Annotated in this window: 13 protein-coding genes; 5 read left to right on the forward strand and 8 right to left on the reverse strand. The window is 72.8% G+C overall.

Going from position 1 to position 16,522, the window contains the following annotated elements:
• Positions 1–69 precede the first annotated feature (69 nt).
• A complete protein-coding gene (locus tag HCJ93_RS15590; RefSeq protein WP_167996311.1) occupies positions 70–699 on the reverse strand; it encodes a DUF305 domain-containing protein in 630 nt (209 codons plus the stop codon).
• A 13-nt stretch (positions 700–712) separates the two neighbouring features.
• Positions 713–1,372, reverse strand: a complete 660-nt coding sequence (locus HCJ93_RS15595) for a thioredoxin-like domain-containing protein (protein WP_167996312.1) — start codon at positions 1,370–1,372, stop codon at positions 713–715.
• Between the two features lie 123 nt (positions 1,373–1,495).
• Between HCJ93_RS15595 and HCJ93_RS15600 the strand changes: the two genes are divergently transcribed.
• The gene (locus HCJ93_RS15600; protein WP_167996313.1) at positions 1,496–1,939 is read left to right on the forward strand and encodes an RrF2 family transcriptional regulator; all 444 of its coding nucleotides are present in this window, start codon (positions 1,496–1,498) and stop codon (positions 1,937–1,939) included.
• A gap of 70 nt (positions 1,940–2,009) precedes the next feature.
• On the opposite strand, the gene glnA2 is transcribed toward HCJ93_RS15600, so the two are convergent.
• Complete coding sequence (gene glnA2 / locus HCJ93_RS15605) at positions 2,010–3,371, reverse strand: gamma-glutamylpolyamine synthetase GlnA2 (protein ID WP_167996314.1); 1,362 nt, start codon at positions 3,369–3,371, stop codon at positions 2,010–2,012.
• 380 nt (positions 3,372–3,751) lie between these two features.
• Between glnA2 and HCJ93_RS15610 the strand changes: the two genes are divergently transcribed.
• The gene (locus HCJ93_RS15610; protein ID WP_167996315.1) at positions 3,752–4,939 is read left to right on the forward strand and encodes a globin domain-containing protein; all 1,188 of its coding nucleotides are present in this window, start codon (positions 3,752–3,754) and stop codon (positions 4,937–4,939) included.
• Between the two features lie 70 nt (positions 4,940–5,009).
• Here the strand turns inward: HCJ93_RS15610 and HCJ93_RS15615 are convergent, their stop codons facing one another.
• The 4 genes from HCJ93_RS15615 to HCJ93_RS15630 all read right to left on the reverse strand — a co-directional run bounded on the left by HCJ93_RS15615 (position 5,010) and on the right by HCJ93_RS15630 (position 9,995).
• Positions 5,010–6,227, reverse strand: a complete 1,218-nt coding sequence (locus HCJ93_RS15615; RefSeq protein ID WP_167996316.1) for an MFS transporter — start codon at positions 6,225–6,227, stop codon at positions 5,010–5,012.
• A 156-nt stretch (positions 6,228–6,383) separates the two neighbouring features.
• On the reverse strand, positions 6,384–7,436 hold the full coding sequence (locus HCJ93_RS15620) for an endonuclease/exonuclease/phosphatase family protein (RefSeq protein WP_167996317.1): 1,053 nt from the start codon (positions 7,434–7,436) through the stop codon (positions 6,384–6,386).
• A gap of 165 nt (positions 7,437–7,601) precedes the next feature.
• Positions 7,602–8,366, reverse strand: a complete 765-nt coding sequence (locus HCJ93_RS15625; RefSeq protein ID WP_309141413.1) for a TetR/AcrR family transcriptional regulator — start codon at positions 8,364–8,366, stop codon at positions 7,602–7,604.
• A 36-nt stretch (positions 8,367–8,402) separates the two neighbouring features.
• Positions 8,403–9,995, reverse strand: coding sequence for an MFS transporter (locus tag HCJ93_RS15630; protein ID WP_167996318.1), 1,593 nt, complete (start codon positions 9,993–9,995; stop codon positions 8,403–8,405).
• Positions 9,996–10,231: 236 nt separating this feature from the next.
• Here HCJ93_RS15630 and panB point away from each other — a divergent pair, with 236 nt between their 5' ends.
• The 3 genes from panB to HCJ93_RS15645 all read left to right on the forward strand — a co-directional run bounded on the left by panB (position 10,232) and on the right by HCJ93_RS15645 (position 13,161).
• Entirely contained in the window at positions 10,232–11,128 is an 897-nt protein-coding gene (panB, locus tag HCJ93_RS15635; RefSeq protein ID WP_167996319.1) for a 3-methyl-2-oxobutanoate hydroxymethyltransferase, read from the forward strand.
• Positions 11,129–11,308: 180 nt separating this feature from the next.
• Positions 11,309–12,343, forward strand: a complete 1,035-nt coding sequence (locus HCJ93_RS15640; protein ID WP_167996320.1) for an ATP-binding cassette domain-containing protein — start codon at positions 11,309–11,311, stop codon at positions 12,341–12,343.
• Positions 12,340–13,161 carry an ABC transporter permease gene (locus HCJ93_RS15645; protein WP_167996321.1) on the forward strand — a complete coding sequence of 274 codons (822 nt, stop codon included), beginning with the start codon at positions 12,340–12,342 and terminating at the stop codon, positions 13,159–13,161. Before HCJ93_RS15640 ends, HCJ93_RS15645 begins: the two co-directional genes overlap by 4 nt.
• Before the next feature lie 78 nt (positions 13,162–13,239).
• On the opposite strand, the gene HCJ93_RS15650 is transcribed toward HCJ93_RS15645, so the two are convergent.
• Entirely contained in the window at positions 13,240–16,521 is a 3,282-nt protein-coding gene (locus tag HCJ93_RS15650; protein WP_167996322.1) for an AfsR/SARP family transcriptional regulator, read from the reverse strand.
• Position 16,522: the final 1 nt, after the last annotated feature.

A 16,522-nucleotide genomic window follows, 5' to 3' on the forward strand; every position in this document is an offset into this window, starting at 1 on the left:
CCCCCGAGCCGCGCTCACCGCGCCCTCACCCGCACCCGGGCCGCCCGCGCCGGGCCCCGGCCCGGCCTCTCACCGCGCCCGAGCCCCCCGGTCCCGCAGCATCCCGGCCATCAGCTCGATCTCCGACTGCTGCCCCTCCACCATCGTCCGGGCCAGCCGCCTCTCCACCCCGACCGCGCACTTGCTGAGGCACCCCTGGGCCATGTGCACCCCGCCCTTGTGATGGTCGGTCATCAGCTGCAGGTAGAAGATCTCGGCCTGCTTGCCGTTGAGCTCTCCCAGCCGCTTCATCTCGGCGTCGGTCGCCATCCCCGGCATCAGCGCCCCGTCGGCGTCCCCACCGGCATCTGCCGTGCCGCCCATGCCCATCCACGTCATCGGCGGGTCCGCCGACACCTTCGGCAGCTCCCACAGGTCGAGCCAGCCGAGCAGCATGCCCCGCTGGTTCGCCTGTGTCTGGGCGATGTCGTAGGCGAGCCGCCGCACCTCCTCGTTCTCCGTCCGGTCCCGGACGATGTACGACATCTCCACCGCCTGCTGGTGGTGCACGGCCATGTCCCGGGCGAACCCGGCGTCCGCCGACTCGGCCGAGGGCGTGCTCCCGCCGTCCTCGTCCCCCGCGACGGCCGCGTAGCCGAGTGCGCCGCCGCCGACCAGCACCAGCGCCGCGGCGCCCGCGATCACCCCGAAGTGCTTCATGGAGCCGCCTGCCTCACTCGGCCAGGCCGCCGGTGCAGGCGGCCCCCGGCTCGGGTGTCTGCTGCCCCTGCACGAACTGCGCGAAGAACGTGTCGACGGCCGGATCGTCGGCACCCTTCACCGTCCGCTGGTGCCCCCAGGCGGACAGCATGATCGGGTCCTTCTGCCCGTCGACCGGGCTCATCAGGGTGTACGGGGTCTTCCTCACCTTGGCGGCCAGGGCGTCGACGTCCTCCTCGGCGGCCTCGGAGTTGTAGGTCACCCACACCGCGCCGTGCTCGAGGGAGTGGACGGCGTTGGTGTTGTTGATCTCCTTGGTGTAGACGTCGCCGTTGCAGTTCATCCAGACCGGGTGGTGGTCGCCGCCGACCGGGGGCGTCACCGGGTAGCTGACCGACTTGGTGACGTGGTTGCGGGCGAGCGTGCCCTCCCACTTCTTCACGCCGTCCTTGCCGGTGACGAACCTGCCCGCGCTCTTGTCGTTCGAGGCGCTGTCCGAGTCGTCCTTCTGGGAGCGCACCAGGAACACGCCGCCGGCCACGAGCGCGCCGACGACCACCACGGCGGCTCCGATGGTGAGGATCCGCGCACGGCGCTCACGGGCCTGCTCCGCGCGCCGCATCTCCTCTATGCGTGCCTTGCGTGCCGCGCTGCTCTTCTTGGCGGAGCCCATGGGTGCGCCCTTCGGGGGTGAGGGTGGGACGATCGGGTGAGCTGATCGTAATGGGGAAGGTGTGGCCCGTCGTAGGGGGCAAGAAATTTGAACCCTGGATGAGCATTAACCTACGCTCCCGGTATGCGGCTGCTGCGCTCCACCGACCTGGCCCTGCGCCTGCTGATGCGCCTCGCCGCGACCCCCGACCCGAACCCCACGACCCGTGATGTCGCGGCGGCGATGGACGTGCCCTACACCCACGCCGCGAAGGTCGTCGCCGAACTCCAGCACATGGGGCTGCTCACGGCTCGCCGCGGCCGGGGCGGCGGACTCGCCCTGACCGAGAAGGGCCGCACCGCGTCCGTGGGCAGGCTGGTGCGCGCCTTCGAGGGCGAGGGCGACGTCGTCGACTGCGAGGGCTCCGCCACCGCGGCCGCCTGCCCCCTCAGCCCCGCCTGCCGTCTCCGCGGTGCGCTCCGCCAGGCCCAGGAGGCCTTCTACGCCTCCCTGGACCCCCTCACCATCACCGACCTCACCACGTCCCCGACCGGCCCGCTCCTGCTGAGCATCTCGAAACGGCCGTAGGGCCGACGGTCCACGACCGCCGGCCCCACGGCACCGGATCGACGCGAGCCCTCCCCCGGCCCGCCCGCCACTACAGCACCGGCAGGTTCTTCCGCAGCTCGAACGCCGTCACCTCGGAGCGGTACTCCTCCCACTCCTGCTTCTTGTTGCGGAGGAAGAAGTCGAAGACGTGCTCGCCGAGGGTCTCGGCGACCAGGTCGCTGCGTTCCATCAGGGTGAGGGCCTCGCCGAGGTTCTGCGGCAGGGGCTCGATGCCGAGGGCGCGGCGTTCCGCGTCGGAGAGGGCCCAGACGTCGTCCTCGGCACCCGGCGGGAGTTCGTAGCCCTCCTCGATGCCCTTGAGCCCGGCGGCGAGGAGAACGGCGTAGGCCAGATAGGGGTTGGCGCCGGAGTCCAGGGAGCGGACCTCGACGCGGGCCGAGCCGGTCTTGCCGGGCTTGTACATGGGGACGCGGACCAGGGCGGAGCGGTTGTTGTGACCCCAGCAGATGTAGGACGGGGCCTCGCCGCCCGCGCCGGCGGTGCGCTCGGCGCCGCCCCAGATGCGCTTGTAGCTGTTGACCCACTGGTTGGTGACCGCGGAGATCTCCGCCGCATGCCGCAGCAGGCCGGCGATGAAGGAGCGGCCGACCTTGGAGAGCTGGTACTCGGCCCCGGACTCGTAGAAGGCGTTCCGGTCCCCCTCGAAGAGGGACAGGTGGGTGTGCATGCCGGAGCCGGGGTGCTCGGAGAAGGGCTTCGGCATGAAGGTCGCCTGGACGCCCTGCTCGAGCGCCACCTGCTTCATGACCAGGCGGAAGGTCATGACGTTGTCCGCGGTGGACAGCGCGTCGGCGTAGCGCAGGTCGATCTCCTGCTGGCCGGGGGCGCCCTCGTGGTGGGAGAACTCCACCGAGATGCCCATGGACTCCAGCATGGTGATCGCCTGGCGGCGGAAGTCCATGCCGACGTTCTGCGGGGTGTGGTCGAAGTAGCCGGAGTTGTCGGCCGGGGTCGGGCGGCTGCCGTCGACCGGCTTGTCCTTCAGCAGGAAGAACTCGATCTCGGGGTGGGTGTAGAAGGTGAAGCCCTGGTCGGAGGCGCGGGCGAGGGCGCGCTTGAGGACGTAGCGCGGGTCCGCGAAGGACGGGGAGCCGTCCGGCATCAGGATGTCGCAGAACATCCGGGCGGTGCCGGGGGCCTCGGCGCGCCAGGGGAGGATCTGGAAGGTGGACGGGTCCGGCTTGGCGATCATGTCGGACTCGTAGACCCGGGCGAATCCCTCGATGGCGGAGCCGTCGAAGCCGATGCCCTCGTCGAACGCCTGCTCCAGCTCGGCCGGAGCCACGGCCACGGACTTCAGGAAGCCCAGCACGTCCGTGAACCACAGGCGTACGAACCGGATGTCGCGCTCCTCCAAGGTCCGGAGCACGAACTCCTGCTGCTTGTCCATCTTCCGCTTCCCCATCCTTGCCGGTCAGGCCACCTGTCGTCCCGGGCCACGGGAGACGGTCGGGCGCTCGGGGTCATCCCACCACACCAGCGTTTCATGTGCGTTGCCGACCGCCCTGACGCCCATCTTGCCCGTTCACGGCCACCTCCGTAACAGCCGGGGTCGCCCGTTCCGCCCGCCGCTCCGCCGGCCGCTCGGTGCGCTGCGCCATGCGCCGCTCCGGAAGCCGCCGGGATCCGCCGCAGGTCAGGGGCGCACGTGGCCGGAACTCCACCCCCGCGTTAATTGGAATCTCAGATGCAAGTTTTAATGAGGGGGCAAGCAGCCGAGCCGGTCCGGCGCCCCGCCGGGCCTGCCCATGCCCAGTCGGAGGAGACCTGATGCTGTCCGAGCAGTCCGCTGCCGTCGTGCGTGCCACGCTTCCCGTCGTCGGTGCGTCCCTCGACAAGATCACCGAGCGGTTCTACGCCGGGATGTTCGCCGCCCACCCCGAGTTGCTGCGCGATCTGTTCAACCGCGGCAACCAGGCCGCCGGCACCCAGCGGCAGGCCCTCGCCGGATCCATCGCCGCCTTCGCGTCCCACCTGCTGGACCACCCCGACCAGCGGCCGGACGCGATGCTCCAGCGGATCGCCCACAAGCACGCCTCCCTCGGCGTCACCGCGGACCAGTACGAGATCGTCCACCGGCACCTGTTCGCCGCCATCGCCGAGGTGCTCGGCGAGGCCGTCACGCCCGAGGTGGCGGCCGCCTGGGACGAGGTCTACTGGCTGATGGGGAACGCCCTGATCGCCCTGGAGAAGCGGCTCTACGAGGAGCGCGGCGGGCACGGCTGGCGCACCTGGCGGGTCGTCGAGCGCGTCCCGGAGACCGCCGACGTGGTGACCTTCCGGCTCCGCCCGGCCGACGGGGGCCCGGTGCGCGACTTCCGCCCCGGTCAGTACGTGTCCGTGCGGGTCGCCCTCCCCGACGGCGCCCGGCAGATACGGCAGTACAGCCTGACCGGCGCGCCCAGCCCCGGGGAACGGCAGTTCGCGGTCAAGCGGGTGCACGGGGGCGGCGCGCCGGACGGCGAGGTCTCCCATCACCTGCACGCCCAGGTGCACGCGGGTGACCTGCTGGAGCTGTCCGAGGCGTACGGCGACCTGGTGCTGGACGCGGCCCCGGGCACACCGCTGCTGCTCGCCTCCGCCGGCATCGGCGTGACCCCGATGATCGCCATGCTGGCGCACCTCGCCGAGAACGGGCACCAGGCCCCGGTCACCGTGGTGCACGGCGACCGCTCCCCCGCCGACCACGCGCTGCGCAACGACCACCTGGCCTACGCCGCCAAGCTGCCCGACGGTGCGGTGCACCTCTGGTACGAGCAGGACGCCCCGGCCGACACGCACACCGGCTACGTCGATCTCGCGGAGGTGCCGGTCGTCCCCGGCACGCGCGCCTACCTGTGCGGCCCGCTGCCCTTCATGCGGTCGGTGCGTGAGCAGCTGCTCGGCAAGGGTGTCGCACCGGCCGACATCCACTACGAGGTGTTCGGCCCGGACCTGTGGCTGGCCCGGCAGGACTGACGCCGGCCCGGTGCCGGCCGGGTGCCGGTGAGGCGAGGGGCACCGGCAGGGCGCCCCTCGCGAACGGCCCTCACCTGGCTTCCAGCGCCTCCGCCCCCTGCGGCACGCGGCCGGCCACGACCCTCCCGGGGATCCGGGCCGCCCTGCGGTCCACCGCGTGGGCCAGGGCGGCCACGCCGATGCCCAGAGCCGCCAGGGCCGCGCCCGCGAGCGCCGGGGAGGTCGCACCGAGTCCGGCGGCGAGGGCCAGGCCACCGATCCAGGCGCCGCCGGCGTTCGCCAGGTTGAAGGCGGCCTGGTTGGCGGAGGAGGCCAGGGAGGGGGCGGAGGCGGCCTTCTCCATGACCATCAGCTGGAGCGGGGAGCCGGTGACGAAGGCGGCGAGGCCCAGCAGGACCACCGCGGCCGCCGCCGTCGCCTGGGTGCGCATCAGCAGCGGGAAGAGGGCCAGGACCACGGTGAGGGAGGCCAGGCCGCCGAACAGGGTGGCCCGCAGGGAGCGGTCGGCGAGGCGGCCGCCCAGCAGGTTCCCCGCGGTCGCGCCGACGCCGAAGAGCGCGAGCAGCAGCGTCACGGTGCTCTCGCCGTAGCCGGCCGCCCCGGTGAGCATCGGGGCGATGTAGCTGTAGGCGGCGAAGAGCGCGCCGAAGCCCGCGACGGTGGTGCCGAGGGCCAGCCAGACGGGCAGCGAGCGCAGGGCGGTGAGCTCGCCGCGCAGTCCCGTGCGCGGGGCGGTGGGGCTGTCGGCGGCGGGGATCAGCAGGGCCAGCGAGGCGATCGCGGCGAGGCCGATCGCACAGACCGCGAGGAAGGTGGTGCGCCAGCCGAGGTGCTGGCCCATGAGCGTGGCGAGCGGGACGCCCACGACGTTGGCGAGCGTGAGTCCCAGGAACATCAGGGAGACGGACCGGGCCTTGCGGTCGGGGGTCACCAGGTCGGCCGCCACCACGGCGCCGACCCCGAAGAACGCGCCGTGCGGCAGTCCGCTCAGGAAGCGGGCGGCCAGCAGCCAGCCGTGGTCGGGGGCGAGCGCGGAGAGCGCGTTGCCCGCCACGAACAGGGCCATGAGTCCGATCAGCACCCGGCGGCGCGGCATGCGGGCGGTCGCGGCGGCGAGCAGCGGGGCGCCCACGACCACCCCGAGCGCGTACGCCGAGACCAGGTGCCCCGCACCGGGGATGGAGGTGCCCAGGTCGGCGGCGACGTCGGGGAGCAGGCCCATCATGACGAACTCGGTGGTGCCGATGCCGAAGGCGCCTACGGCGAGGGCGAGGAGGGCCAGGGGCATGAAGGAGCGGACCTTTCGGGGCGGGAGCGTCGGACGTGCGTCCGGCTTTATGTTCAGCGACTGAACAAAGTCTCTCAGGACTCGCTCCCGGCATGCGCGGCGCGGGGCCGGCAAAGCACCGGCCCCGCGCCGTTGACCTGGGGTTTCTCGCGCCTCTTACGAATCTTCTGTGGTCAGCTTCACACGCGCCGCGATCGGCAGGTGGTCGCTCGGGGTCTGGGGCAGCGTCCAGGAGCTCGTCGGCTCCGCGCCCTTGACCATGATCTGGTCGATCCGCGCCATCGGGAACGCGGCCGGCCAGCTGAAGCCGAAGCCGCTGCCCACCGCGCCCTGGGTGGAGCGCATCTGGGAGGTGACCGCGTTCAGGGAGCGGTCGTTCATGGTCCCGTTGAGGTCGCCCAGCAGGACGATGTTGCGCAGCGGCTCGCCGGCGATCGCCTCGCCGAGGGCGTCGGCGCTCTTGTCGCGCTGACGGGCCGTGAAACCGGCCTCCAGCTTCACCCGCACCGACGGCAGATGCGCCACGTACACCGCGACCTGGCCGCCGGGCGCGCTCACCGTGGCGCGCATGGCGCGCTTCCAGCCGAGCCGGATGTCGACCGCCTCGACGTCGCTGAGCGGGTACTTGCTCCACAGGCCGACCGTGCCCACCACGGCGTGGTGGCGGTAGGTGGACCGCAGCGCGTCCCGGTAGACCGGGACCGCGGACGCCTTGAGCTCCTCGAGCGCGAGCACATCGGCGCCGGAGGCGGCCACCTCACGCGCGGTGCCCGCCGGGTCGGGGTTCTCCGCGTTGACGTTGTGCGTGGCCACCGTCAGCTCGCCGCCGGTGGTGGTCTTGTCGGTGAGCAGACCGCCGAAGAGGTTCAGCCAGACCACCGCCGGGAGCAGCGTCGCGATCAGCGCCGTGGCCGACCTGCGCAGCAGGGCCAGCAGGAGCAGCACCGGGATGAACACGCCCAGCCAGGGCAGGAACGTCTCCACCAGGCTGCCCAGGTTGCCGATCCGGTTCGGGATCTGCGCGTGAGCCAGCATCACCACGGCCAGCACCACGGCGAAGGCCGCCAGCACCAGGCCCCGGCGCCAGATGCGGCGGTCGTCCCGCCAGCCTCTGGTCAGGGCGTCGATCAGGCGCTGAAGCCGGGATGTCCGGTGCTCGGGATCCGAGCCACCGTTGTCCGTCTGCGTCATGTACGCCTGCTGCGCCATACCGTCGCCTCACAACTTGCCGTGCGCACCGTCTCTCCCGTGTCCGTACAGACCCTAGGGGATGATCGGTGCCCTTCCTGCCGTCTCTCGACGGCCGTACGGGGGCGATGACGTGGCATGGCGGGGCACGAGTTCCGTCTGTGACGAAATGCGCACATGCCGGGTTCAACGGCCGGGGCGCAGGCCCTCCAGAAGGGTGTCGACGACCTCGGCGGCGAGGTCCTCGGGGAGGTCGGCGTCGGGACGCATCACGGTGCGCAGCAGGATGGGGCCGACCACTATGTCGTTGAGCAGTTCCAGGTCGACGTCGGTGCGCAGTTCGCCGTTCTCCTGACCCCGGCGCAGCACCTCGAGCCCGAGGCGGCGGCGTGGTTCGATGGCGGTGGCCTGGTAGGCCGCCCAGATCTTCGGGCTGCTCTTCATCTGGGCGTGCACGTTGTGCAGGATCGCCGAGGTTCTGCTGGCCAGTCCGCGCCGGCGCAGGGACTCGAGCAGCACGACGAGGTCGTCGCGCAGGCAGGTGCCGGGGAGTTCGGGGTCCGGGGGCTCGGCGGCGCGGACCACGTCGACGAAGAGTTCCTCCTTGCCGCTCCAGCGGCGGTAGATGGTGGCCTTGCCGACGCCGGCGGTGCGGGCGATCCGCTCGATCGACAGCTCCGCGAGCGGCACGCCCGCCTCCAGGAGCTTCATCACGCCGTCGATGATGGCGCGTTCGACCGCCTCGCTGCGGGGCCGTCCGCGGGCGGGGCCGCCGTCCTGGCGGGTGCCGTTCGTCTCCTCGGCCGCGGTGCGCGGGGCGGCACCCGGGTACGGGGCGCCGTCGGCCCTGCTGCCGTCGCCGGCGCCGTTGCTGCCGCCGGTGCGCGCGCCGTCGTACGTACCGGGGCGCGCGCTGTCGTACGTACCGGTGCCGGTCTCGGCGGGGCTCACGTCCTTCGTTCCCTTCCCTGGGCCGCGTCGGGCGCTTCAGTCTGCCGCCTTCACCAACTCCGGTCCCCGCTCCCCGTTCTCCGGCGGCGCGGGATCGCGCCGGGGCAGGAACAGAGCGGTGACGACGGCCCCGGCGAGGGCGACGCCCGCGCCCCACAGCGCCGTGACATGCATGGCGTGCACGAACGCATCGGCCGCCGGCCCGGCCAGGGCCCGGCCCGGGTCGCCGAGCCGCTCCGCGGCGGCCAGGGTGGCCTCGATGGACTCGCCGGCCGCGTGGCGGACGCCGGGCGGCAGCACGGCCAGCTCCTCCTCGACGCCGTTGCGGTACGCCGCGGAGAGCACCGAGCCGAGCACGGCGACGCCGAGGGCGCCGCCGACCTGGCGGAAGGTGTTGCTGAGCGCGGAGGCCCGGCCCGCCTTCTCCCGGGGCAGCGCCTGCATGATCAGAACGCTGACCGGGGTCATCACATGCGCCATCCCGGCACCCATGAGGAAGAAGACGACCTCGAGGAGCCAGATGGGGGTGTCGCGGTCCAGGAGGGTGAAGGCGGCGAGCATCGAGGCGAGCAGCAGCAGACCGCCGGTGGTGGTGGCGCGGTTGCCGAAGCGGTCGACGAGGAGCCGGGCCCGCGGTGCGAAGAACATCTGCGCGACGGCGATCGGCAGCATCAGCAGGCCGGTCTCCAGCGGCGAGTAGCCGCGCACGCTCTGGGCGTAGAAGACCGCGAAGAACATCACGCCCATGAGCGCGAAGAAGACCAGCGCGACGGCGCCGATCGACGCGGAGAACACCTTGTTGCGGAAGTACCGCACATCCAGGGACGGATGGTCGCTGCGCGCCTCGAACACCACGAAGGCCGCCAGCACCGCGAGCCCGGCGCCGGCCGTGGTCAGCACGGTGGGGTCGGTGAGGTCGGCGAGCTGGCCGCCCTTGATGATCCCGTAGACCAGCAGGACCAGGCCGACCACGGAGAGCAGGACGCCGACGGGATCCAGCCGTCCGGGCCGGGGATCGCGCGAGTCGGGCACCAGCCACAGCATCAGGGCGAGGGCCAGCAGCACGATCGGCACATTGACCAGGAAGACCGAGCCCCACCAGAAGTGGTCGAGCAGCAGGCCGCCGGTGACCGGTCCGATGGCGATGGCCAGCCCCACGCCGCCCGCCCAGACGCCGATGGCCTTGGGCTGTTCGTCGCGCTCGAAGACGTTCATCAGCACGGCCAGGGTGGCCGGCATCACGAAGGCCGCGCCCAGGCCCATCAGCGCGCGCCAGCCGATCAGCTGCCCGGGCGAGGCGGAGAAGGCGGCGAGCGCCGAGCCGAGGCCGAACACGGTGAGGCCGCCGAGCAGCACCTTCTTGCGGCCGAGGCGGTCGCCGACCAGGCCGGCGGTGAACAGCAGGCCGGCGAAGACGAGCGTGTAGGCGTTGATCGCCCATTCGAGTTCGCTCTGGGTGGCGCCGAGGCCGGTGGGGGCCGGGGTGGAGATCGTCCGGATGGCGACGTTCAGGATCGAGTTGTCCAGCACCACGATCAGCAGGCTCAGCATCAGCACGCCGAGGATCACCCAGCGGCGCCGGTGCACCGACTCGGGGACGCGGCGGGCGGGAGCGGCGGGATTACTCATACGGCCAGCGTCTCACGGATTCCGATACGGCACCGTCTCGTATCGGATCGCCTGTCCCCCGGAGGGGCCGTCCGCGCCAAGGCGCCGAGGGCCGGCGGACCCCACGAGCGGCCCGGCGGAGGTCACAGAGGGACGTCGGGAGGACCCCTGGCCCTCGGCCGTCCGAGGTGCAACCATGGACGTGGTCCGGGGACGCCGTGAGGGCGCCTCGAGATGACGTGTTAGGAGCCGTTGCCATGACGCAGCTTTCGGCTGCCCAGACGGCTGCGCGGACCGCGCAGCCCGCGAAGTCAGCATCCTCCGACGGCAGCAAGGCGCTGTACGGGGGCAAGGGCACTCGCCGTATCACCGTCCGCGACATCGCCCTCGCCAAGGAGCGGGGCGAGAAGTGGCCCATGCTCACCGCCTACGACGCGATGACCGCGTCCGTGTTCGACGAGGCCGGGATCCCGGTCATGCTGGTGGGCGACTCGGCCGGCAACTGCCACCTCGGGTACGACACCACCGTTCCCGTCACCCTCGACGAGATGGTCATGCTCTCGGCGGCCGTCGTACGGGGCACCTCGCGTGCCCTGATCGTCGGCGACCTGCCCTTCGGCTCGTACCAGGAGGGCCCGGTGCAGGCGCTGCGCTCGGCGACCCGGCTGGTGAAGGAGGCCGGGGTCGGCGCGGTGAAGCTGGAGGGCGGGGAGCGCTCGCACCGGCAGATCGAGCTGCTGGTGGAGTCCGGGATTCCCGTGATGGCGCACATCGGGCTGACCCCGCAGTCCGTGAACACGATGGGCTACCGCGTGCAGGGGCGCGGCGAGGAGGCGGCGCAGCAGCTACTGCGGGACGCCAAGGCCGTGCAGGACGCGGGGGCGTTCGCGGTGGTCCTCGAGCTGGTGCCGGCGGAGCTGGCGGCCGAGGTGACGCGGGTACTGCACATTCCGACGGTCGGGATCGGGGCCGGGCCGGAGACGGATGCGCAGGTGCTGGTGTGGACCGACATGCTCGGGCTCACCCAGGGCCGGGTGCCGAGGTTCGTGAAGCAGTACGCCGATCTGCGGTCCGTCATGACGGGAGCGGTGAAGGCGTTCGCCGACGAGGTCGTCGCCGGGACGTTCCCCCAGGAGGAGCACTCCGTCCACTGACCGCCCGGAACAACCGAAGCCACTGTGGTTCCACCGTGCAGCCCGCCGATCCTCCCCCGTCGGCGGGCTGCCGCTCGCAGGCGCCCGCAGGGCGGGCGCGCCCGGCCGACAGGGAGCCGACCAGGGCGCTGTCGGTGCAGTGTCGGTGATCTGTCGGCGGCGGATGTCACCGTCGGGGGCATGAAGCAACAAGGGACACACACCGGGGGATCCGCAGGCGCGGTGACCGTGCGAGGGCTGGTCAAGCACTACGGGGAGACCAAGGCGCTGGCCGGCGTCGATCTGGATGTGCGCGAGGGCACCGTGATGGGTGTGCTCGGCCCGAACGGCGCCGGCAAGACCACCCTCGTCCGCATCCTGTCCACCCTGCTGGCCCCCACCGCCGGCCAGGCGACCGTGGCCGGCTACGACGTCGTCCGCCAACCCCGGCAGCTGCGCCGGGTGATCGGCCTGACCGGCCAGTACGCCTCGGTGGACGAGAAGCTGCCGGGCTGGGAGAACCTGTACCTGATCGGCCGGCTGCTCGACCTGTCCCGCAAGGAGGCCCGCGCCCGCGCCGACGAGCTGCTGGAGCGGTTCTCGCTCACGGACGCCGCCCGGCGCCCGGCGGGCACGTACTCCGGTGGTATGCGCCGCCGGCTGGACCTGGCCGCGTCGATGATCGGGCGCCCGGCCGTGCTGTTCCTGGACGAGCCGACCACCGGCCTGGACCCGCGCACCCGCAACGAGGTGTGGGACGAGGTCAAGCGGCTGGTCGGTGAGGGCGTGACCGTGCTGCTGACCACCCAGTACATGGAGGAGGCCGAGCAGCTCGCCTCCGAGCTGACCGTCATGGACCGCGGGAAGGTCATCGCGAGGGGCGGCATCGAGGAGCTGAAGGCCAGGGTCGGCGGCCGCACCCTGCGGATCCGCCCTGCGGACCCGTTGCGGCTGCGCCCGCTGGCGGCGGCCCTGGACGAGCTGGGCATCACCGGCCTCGCCCCGGTCACCGTGGACGCCGAGCGTGCGGCGCTGCTGGTGCCGGTTCTGAGCGACGAGCAGCTGACGGCCGTGGTCGGCGCGGTCACCGCACAGGACGTCACCCTGGCCTCCATCAGCACCGAACTGCCCAGCCTGGACGAGGTGTTCCTCTCGCTCACCGGGCACCGCGCCGGTGAGCCGCTGGACACCGAGCCCGCCGGTTCCGCCGAGCACCGCGAGGAGGTCGCCGCATGAGCGCCACGACCGTGCCCCCTGCCCAGACCGTTCACGACGCGCGGATCCCGCTGCGCGGGCATCTTCGGCACACCGGCGCGCTGGTGCGCCGCAATCTGCTGTGGATCCGTCAGGACCCGGAGTCGATGTTCGACGCCGTGCTGTTCCCGATCGTGTTCACGCTGCTGTTCGTGTACGTCTTCGGCGGCTCGATCGGGCAGGCCCTGGGCGGCGGACAGGAGGCGTATGTGCAGTACATCGTGCCCGGCCTGATGGCCATGATGGGCATGAACATGGCCCAGGGCGTGGGCACCGGCTTCAACCAGGACTTCAACTCCGGGGTGATGGACCGCTTCCGCTCGCTGCCGATCGGCCGCGGCTCGGTGCTGTTCGCCAAGATCGCCGTGGAACTGGTGCGCATGCTGATCGCCACCACGATCCTGATGGTGGTCGGGGTGCTGGTCGGTTTCGACATCACCAACTGGCCGGGGCTGCTGGCGGCCGTGGGCCTGTCCGCGGTGTTCGGCTCGGCCCTGATGTGGATCTTCCTCACGCTCGGCGTGACCATGAAGAACGCGCAGTCGGTGCAGGCGATGGGCTTCCTGGTGCTGATGCCGCTGCAGTTCGGCTCGTCGATCTTCGCGCCGCCGCAGTCGATGCCGGACTGGCTGGAGAGCTTCACCGAGTACAACCCGCTGTCCTCGCTGGCCGACGCCGCACGCGGGCTGATGGTGGGCGGGCCCGTGGCGCACGACCTGTGGATGACCCTGGGCTGGACGGTGGCGATCACGGCGGTGATGGCACCGGTCGCGATCCACAAGTTCCGCACCAAGGACTGAGCAGAAGAACCGCCGGAAGGGGGTCACACACAAAGCCGGAGAGGCCACACAGGAACAGAGAAGAAAAGAGAAGAGCAGTCAGAGCAGGGCGGCGGCCTCCCCGGGCGTGAGGCCGCCGCCCTGCGCGTAGGCGGATGCGTACGCCTCGTCGTCGCCGAGCGCGGCCCGGATGCGCTGCTCGGTGCGTGCGCGGCAGGTGGCCTCGACCCTGCCCGGGACATGGCCGGGCAGCAGCCAGGAGTCGGCGGCGCCCAGCAGGCGGGCCGCCTCGCCGGCGCGCCTGCCGCCGTCGACTCCGGCGAGGGCCATCGCGGCCCCGGTCAGGTGCCCGCTGCGCATCTGCGGGGCGACGGTCTCGCACACCGGGTCCTGGGCGCGTTCGAACGCCTGCCGGAAGGTGCGGAGCGCCCTGGCGTCGTCCCCGTCGAACACGTCCAGCCAGCCCTCGGCGCCGAGGATGAACGCGTCGAACACGATGTACTGCGCGATCCGGAACTCCTCGCGCAGCAGGTTCAGCTGCTGCCGTGCCTCGGCGGTGCGGCCGGTCATGCCGAGCCAGCCGGCCAGCATGAGGCGGGCGAAGGGCATGGCCTCGTTGTGGCCGCACCGGGTGGTCTCGATGATCTCCCGCAGCAGCCGCTCCCCGCGTTCGGTGTGCCCCGCCTCCAGCAGCGCGTTGCCCAGCCGGGCGGACAGCACGGCGATCTGGGCGCGGGCGCCCAGCCGTTCGGCGTGCTCGATGGCGGCGGCGAAGTCGGCGGCCGCGGCGTCGTAGCGGCCCCGGCGTTCGTGCGCCTCGCCGCGCGCGGACAGGGCCTCGGCGGTGCCCCAGGAGTCGTCCAGGCGCCGGTAGATCTCCAGGGCCTCGTCCGCGTCGCGGGCGGCGCCGCCGGCCAGGTCGGCGCGGTTGGCCAGGACATTGGCGCGGATCTGCAGACAGCCGGCCAGCTCCCACTCGTAACCGGGGGTCCGGCGGGCGACGTCGACGGCGGCGTCCAGGGCGCGGCGCAGCCGCTCGGTGTCGCCGGTCAGCATCAGCGAGAAGATCCACAGCAGGCCGGGCGACCGGCAGGTCTGCGGCAGGCCGGGCTCGTAGGTCGCGGCGATGATCCGCAGCCGGTCCTGCGCCTCGGGCGTCTGCCAGTTGTCCAGCTCGGTGTCCATGCAGGCCAGGTGCGCCAGATGCACTCCGCGGCGGGCCTCGGCGAGCACCTCGCCGGTCATCGGGGGCGGGTGCTCGGTGCAGCGCTGCCACACGGGGGCGGCCGGGCGGACCTCGGCGAACGGGTCGGGGCCGAGGGCCATCACCTCGCGGCACCAGTTGCGGGCGTCGATCCTGAGGTCGCGCATCTGCCAGAAGAAGGCGAGCGACAGCGTCAGGCACAGCGCCTCCTGCTCGTCGCGCAGGGCGAGCGCGTGACGCAGCGCGGTGCGCAGGTTGTCGTACTCGCGCTCCAGCCGTTCGATGGCGGTGCGCTGCTGCCCGCCGCGCAGCAACGGGTCGGTGGTACGGGCGAGTTCGCGGTAGTACGTGAGGTGGGCTCGGATCGCCTCGGTGCGCCGGCCGGTCTCGTCGAGGCGTTCGGCCGCGTACTCGCCGACGGTCTCGAGGAGCCGGTAGCGCATCTCGCCGTCGCCGGAGGGCGCCGCCACCACCAGGGACTTGTCGACGAGCGAGGCGAGCGACTCCAGCGCGGCGGGCCCGCACACCGCCTCGGCGGCGGCGAGGTCGCAGCCGCCGGCGAAGACCGACAGGCGGCTCAGCACCTCGCGTTCGTCCGTGTCGAGCAGCTCCCAGGACCAGTCGACGACGGCCCGCAGGGTCTGCTGGCGGGGCAGGGCGGTGCGGCTGCCGGAGGTGAGCAGGCGGAAGCGGTCGTCGAGGCGGTCGGCGATCTGGCGCGGGGTGAGCATCCGCAGCCGGGCGGCGGCGAGTTCGATGGCGAGGGGCAGTCCGTCGAGCCGGCGGCAGATCTCGGCGCAGGCCTCCGGGTCGTCCTCGACGCGGAATCCGGGCCGGGCGGCGGCACCGCGGTCGGCGAGCAGCCGCAGGGCCACCGGTTCCGGCAGCGGTTCCACCGGGCGCAGCAACTCGCCCTGCACACCGAGGGGTTCGCGGCTGGTGGCGAGGACGGTGAGGTGGGGGCAGCGCTCCAGCAGCGTCTGCGCCAGGCGGGCGGCGGCGTCCACGACGTGCTCGCAGTTGTCCAGGATCAGCAGCATGCGGCGCCGGCCGCAGTGTTCGGCGAGGCGGTCGACGGGGTCGTCGTGGCGCTCGGCGACGGCCCGCATGCTCTCGGCGCCGGCGCCGTAGAGCACGGTCTCGCGGGCGCCGACGGCGGTGAGCACGGCCTCGGGGACGGCGTCGGGGTCGTCGACCGGGGCCAGCTCGGCCAGCCACACCCCGTCGGGCAGGGCGTCCCGTACGGTCTCGGCCGCCTCCTGCGACAGCCGGGTCTTCCCTGAGCCGCCGGGCCCGAGCAGGGTGACCAGGCGGGCGGCGGACAGGTCGGCGCGGATGGCCTCGATGTCCCGCTCCCGGCCGACGAAGGAGGTCAGCCGGGCGCGCAGATTGCCCCGCCGCGGTGCCGTCCCGGCCGGCGCGGGTCCCGGCGCGGCCCGGGAGGCGGGCTGCGGGCGGAGCAGGTCGGCGTGCAGGGCCCGCAGTTCGGCGCCCGGATCGGAGCCGAGCCGGTCGGCGAGGAGGCGGCGCACGTCCTCGTAGGCGGCGAGGGCCTCGGCGGTGCGGCCGGTGTCGCGCAGCGCGCGCAGCCGCAGCGCCTGGAGGGGTTCGTCGAGCGGGTGGGTGTCGCACAGGGCGGTCAGCTCGGGCAGCGACTGCTCGGCCTGTCCGAGGGCGAGCGCGGCGGTGTGCCGGGCGCGCAGCGCCTCCAGCCGCCGGGTCTCGGCGCGGGCGGCCTCGGCGGTGGAGTCGGGCAGGTCGGCGAGGGCGGGCCCGCGCCACAGTGCCAGGGCGTCGTCGAGCACCACCGCCGCCTTCCGCGGGTCGCCGTCGGCCAGGGCGCGCAGGCCCTCGCCGGTCAGCCGCTCGAAGCGGTGCAGGTCGATGTCGTCGGCCGCGGCGGTGAGCCGGTAGCCGCCGTCGGCGGAGGCGACCGCGTCGGCGCCGAGCACCCGGCGCAGCCGGCCGACCAGGGCCTGCAGCGCCCCGGTGGCGTCGGCCGGCGGCTCGTCGTCCCACACCTCGTCGACCAGGACGCGCACCGGCACGACCCGCCCGGGCCGCAGGGCGAGCACGGTCAGCAGGGCACGCAGCCGCGCCCCGCCCACGGGGAGGGCGGTGCCGTCGGGGCGCAGGGCCTGGGTGGTGCCGAGGACGCGATATCGCACGAGGTCCATT

It is taken from the genome of Streptomyces composti (assembly GCF_012034205.1).
Classification (GTDB): Bacteria; Actinomycetota; Actinomycetes; order Streptomycetales; family Streptomycetaceae; genus Streptomyces; species Streptomyces composti.

Excerpts from the sequence above, each read along its gene's own strand:
- HCJ93_RS15650 (WP_167996322.1), bottom strand. The coding sequence starts at position 16,521 with ATGGACCTCGTGCGATATCGCGTCCTCGGCACCACCCAGGCCCTGCGC.
- HCJ93_RS15615 (WP_167996316.1), bottom strand. The coding sequence starts at position 6,227 with ATGCCCCTGGCCCTCCTCGCCCTCGCCGTAGGCGCCTTCGGCATCGGC.
- HCJ93_RS15595 (WP_167996312.1), bottom strand. The coding sequence starts at position 1,372 with ATGGGCTCCGCCAAGAAGAGCAGCGCGGCACGCAAGGCACGCATAGAG.
- HCJ93_RS15600 (WP_167996313.1), top strand. The coding sequence starts at position 1,496 with ATGCGGCTGCTGCGCTCCACCGACCTGGCCCTGCGCCTGCTGATGCGC.
- HCJ93_RS15630 (WP_167996318.1), bottom strand. The coding sequence starts at position 9,995 with ATGAGTAATCCCGCCGCTCCCGCCCGCCGCGTCCCCGAGTCGGTGCAC.
- panB (WP_167996319.1), top strand. The coding sequence starts at position 10,232 with ATGACGCAGCTTTCGGCTGCCCAGACGGCTGCGCGGACCGCGCAGCCC.
- HCJ93_RS15620 (WP_167996317.1), bottom strand. The coding sequence starts at position 7,436 with ATGGCGCAGCAGGCGTACATGACGCAGACGGACAACGGTGGCTCGGAT.
- HCJ93_RS15645 (WP_167996321.1), top strand. The coding sequence starts at position 12,340 with ATGAGCGCCACGACCGTGCCCCCTGCCCAGACCGTTCACGACGCGCGG.
- glnA2 (WP_167996314.1), bottom strand. The coding sequence starts at position 3,371 with ATGGACAAGCAGCAGGAGTTCGTGCTCCGGACCTTGGAGGAGCGCGAC.
- HCJ93_RS15610 (WP_167996315.1), top strand. The coding sequence starts at position 3,752 with ATGCTGTCCGAGCAGTCCGCTGCCGTCGTGCGTGCCACGCTTCCCGTC.
- HCJ93_RS15640 (WP_167996320.1), top strand. The coding sequence starts at position 11,309 with ATGAAGCAACAAGGGACACACACCGGGGGATCCGCAGGCGCGGTGACC.
- HCJ93_RS15590 (WP_167996311.1), bottom strand. The coding sequence starts at position 699 with ATGAAGCACTTCGGGGTGATCGCGGGCGCCGCGGCGCTGGTGCTGGTC.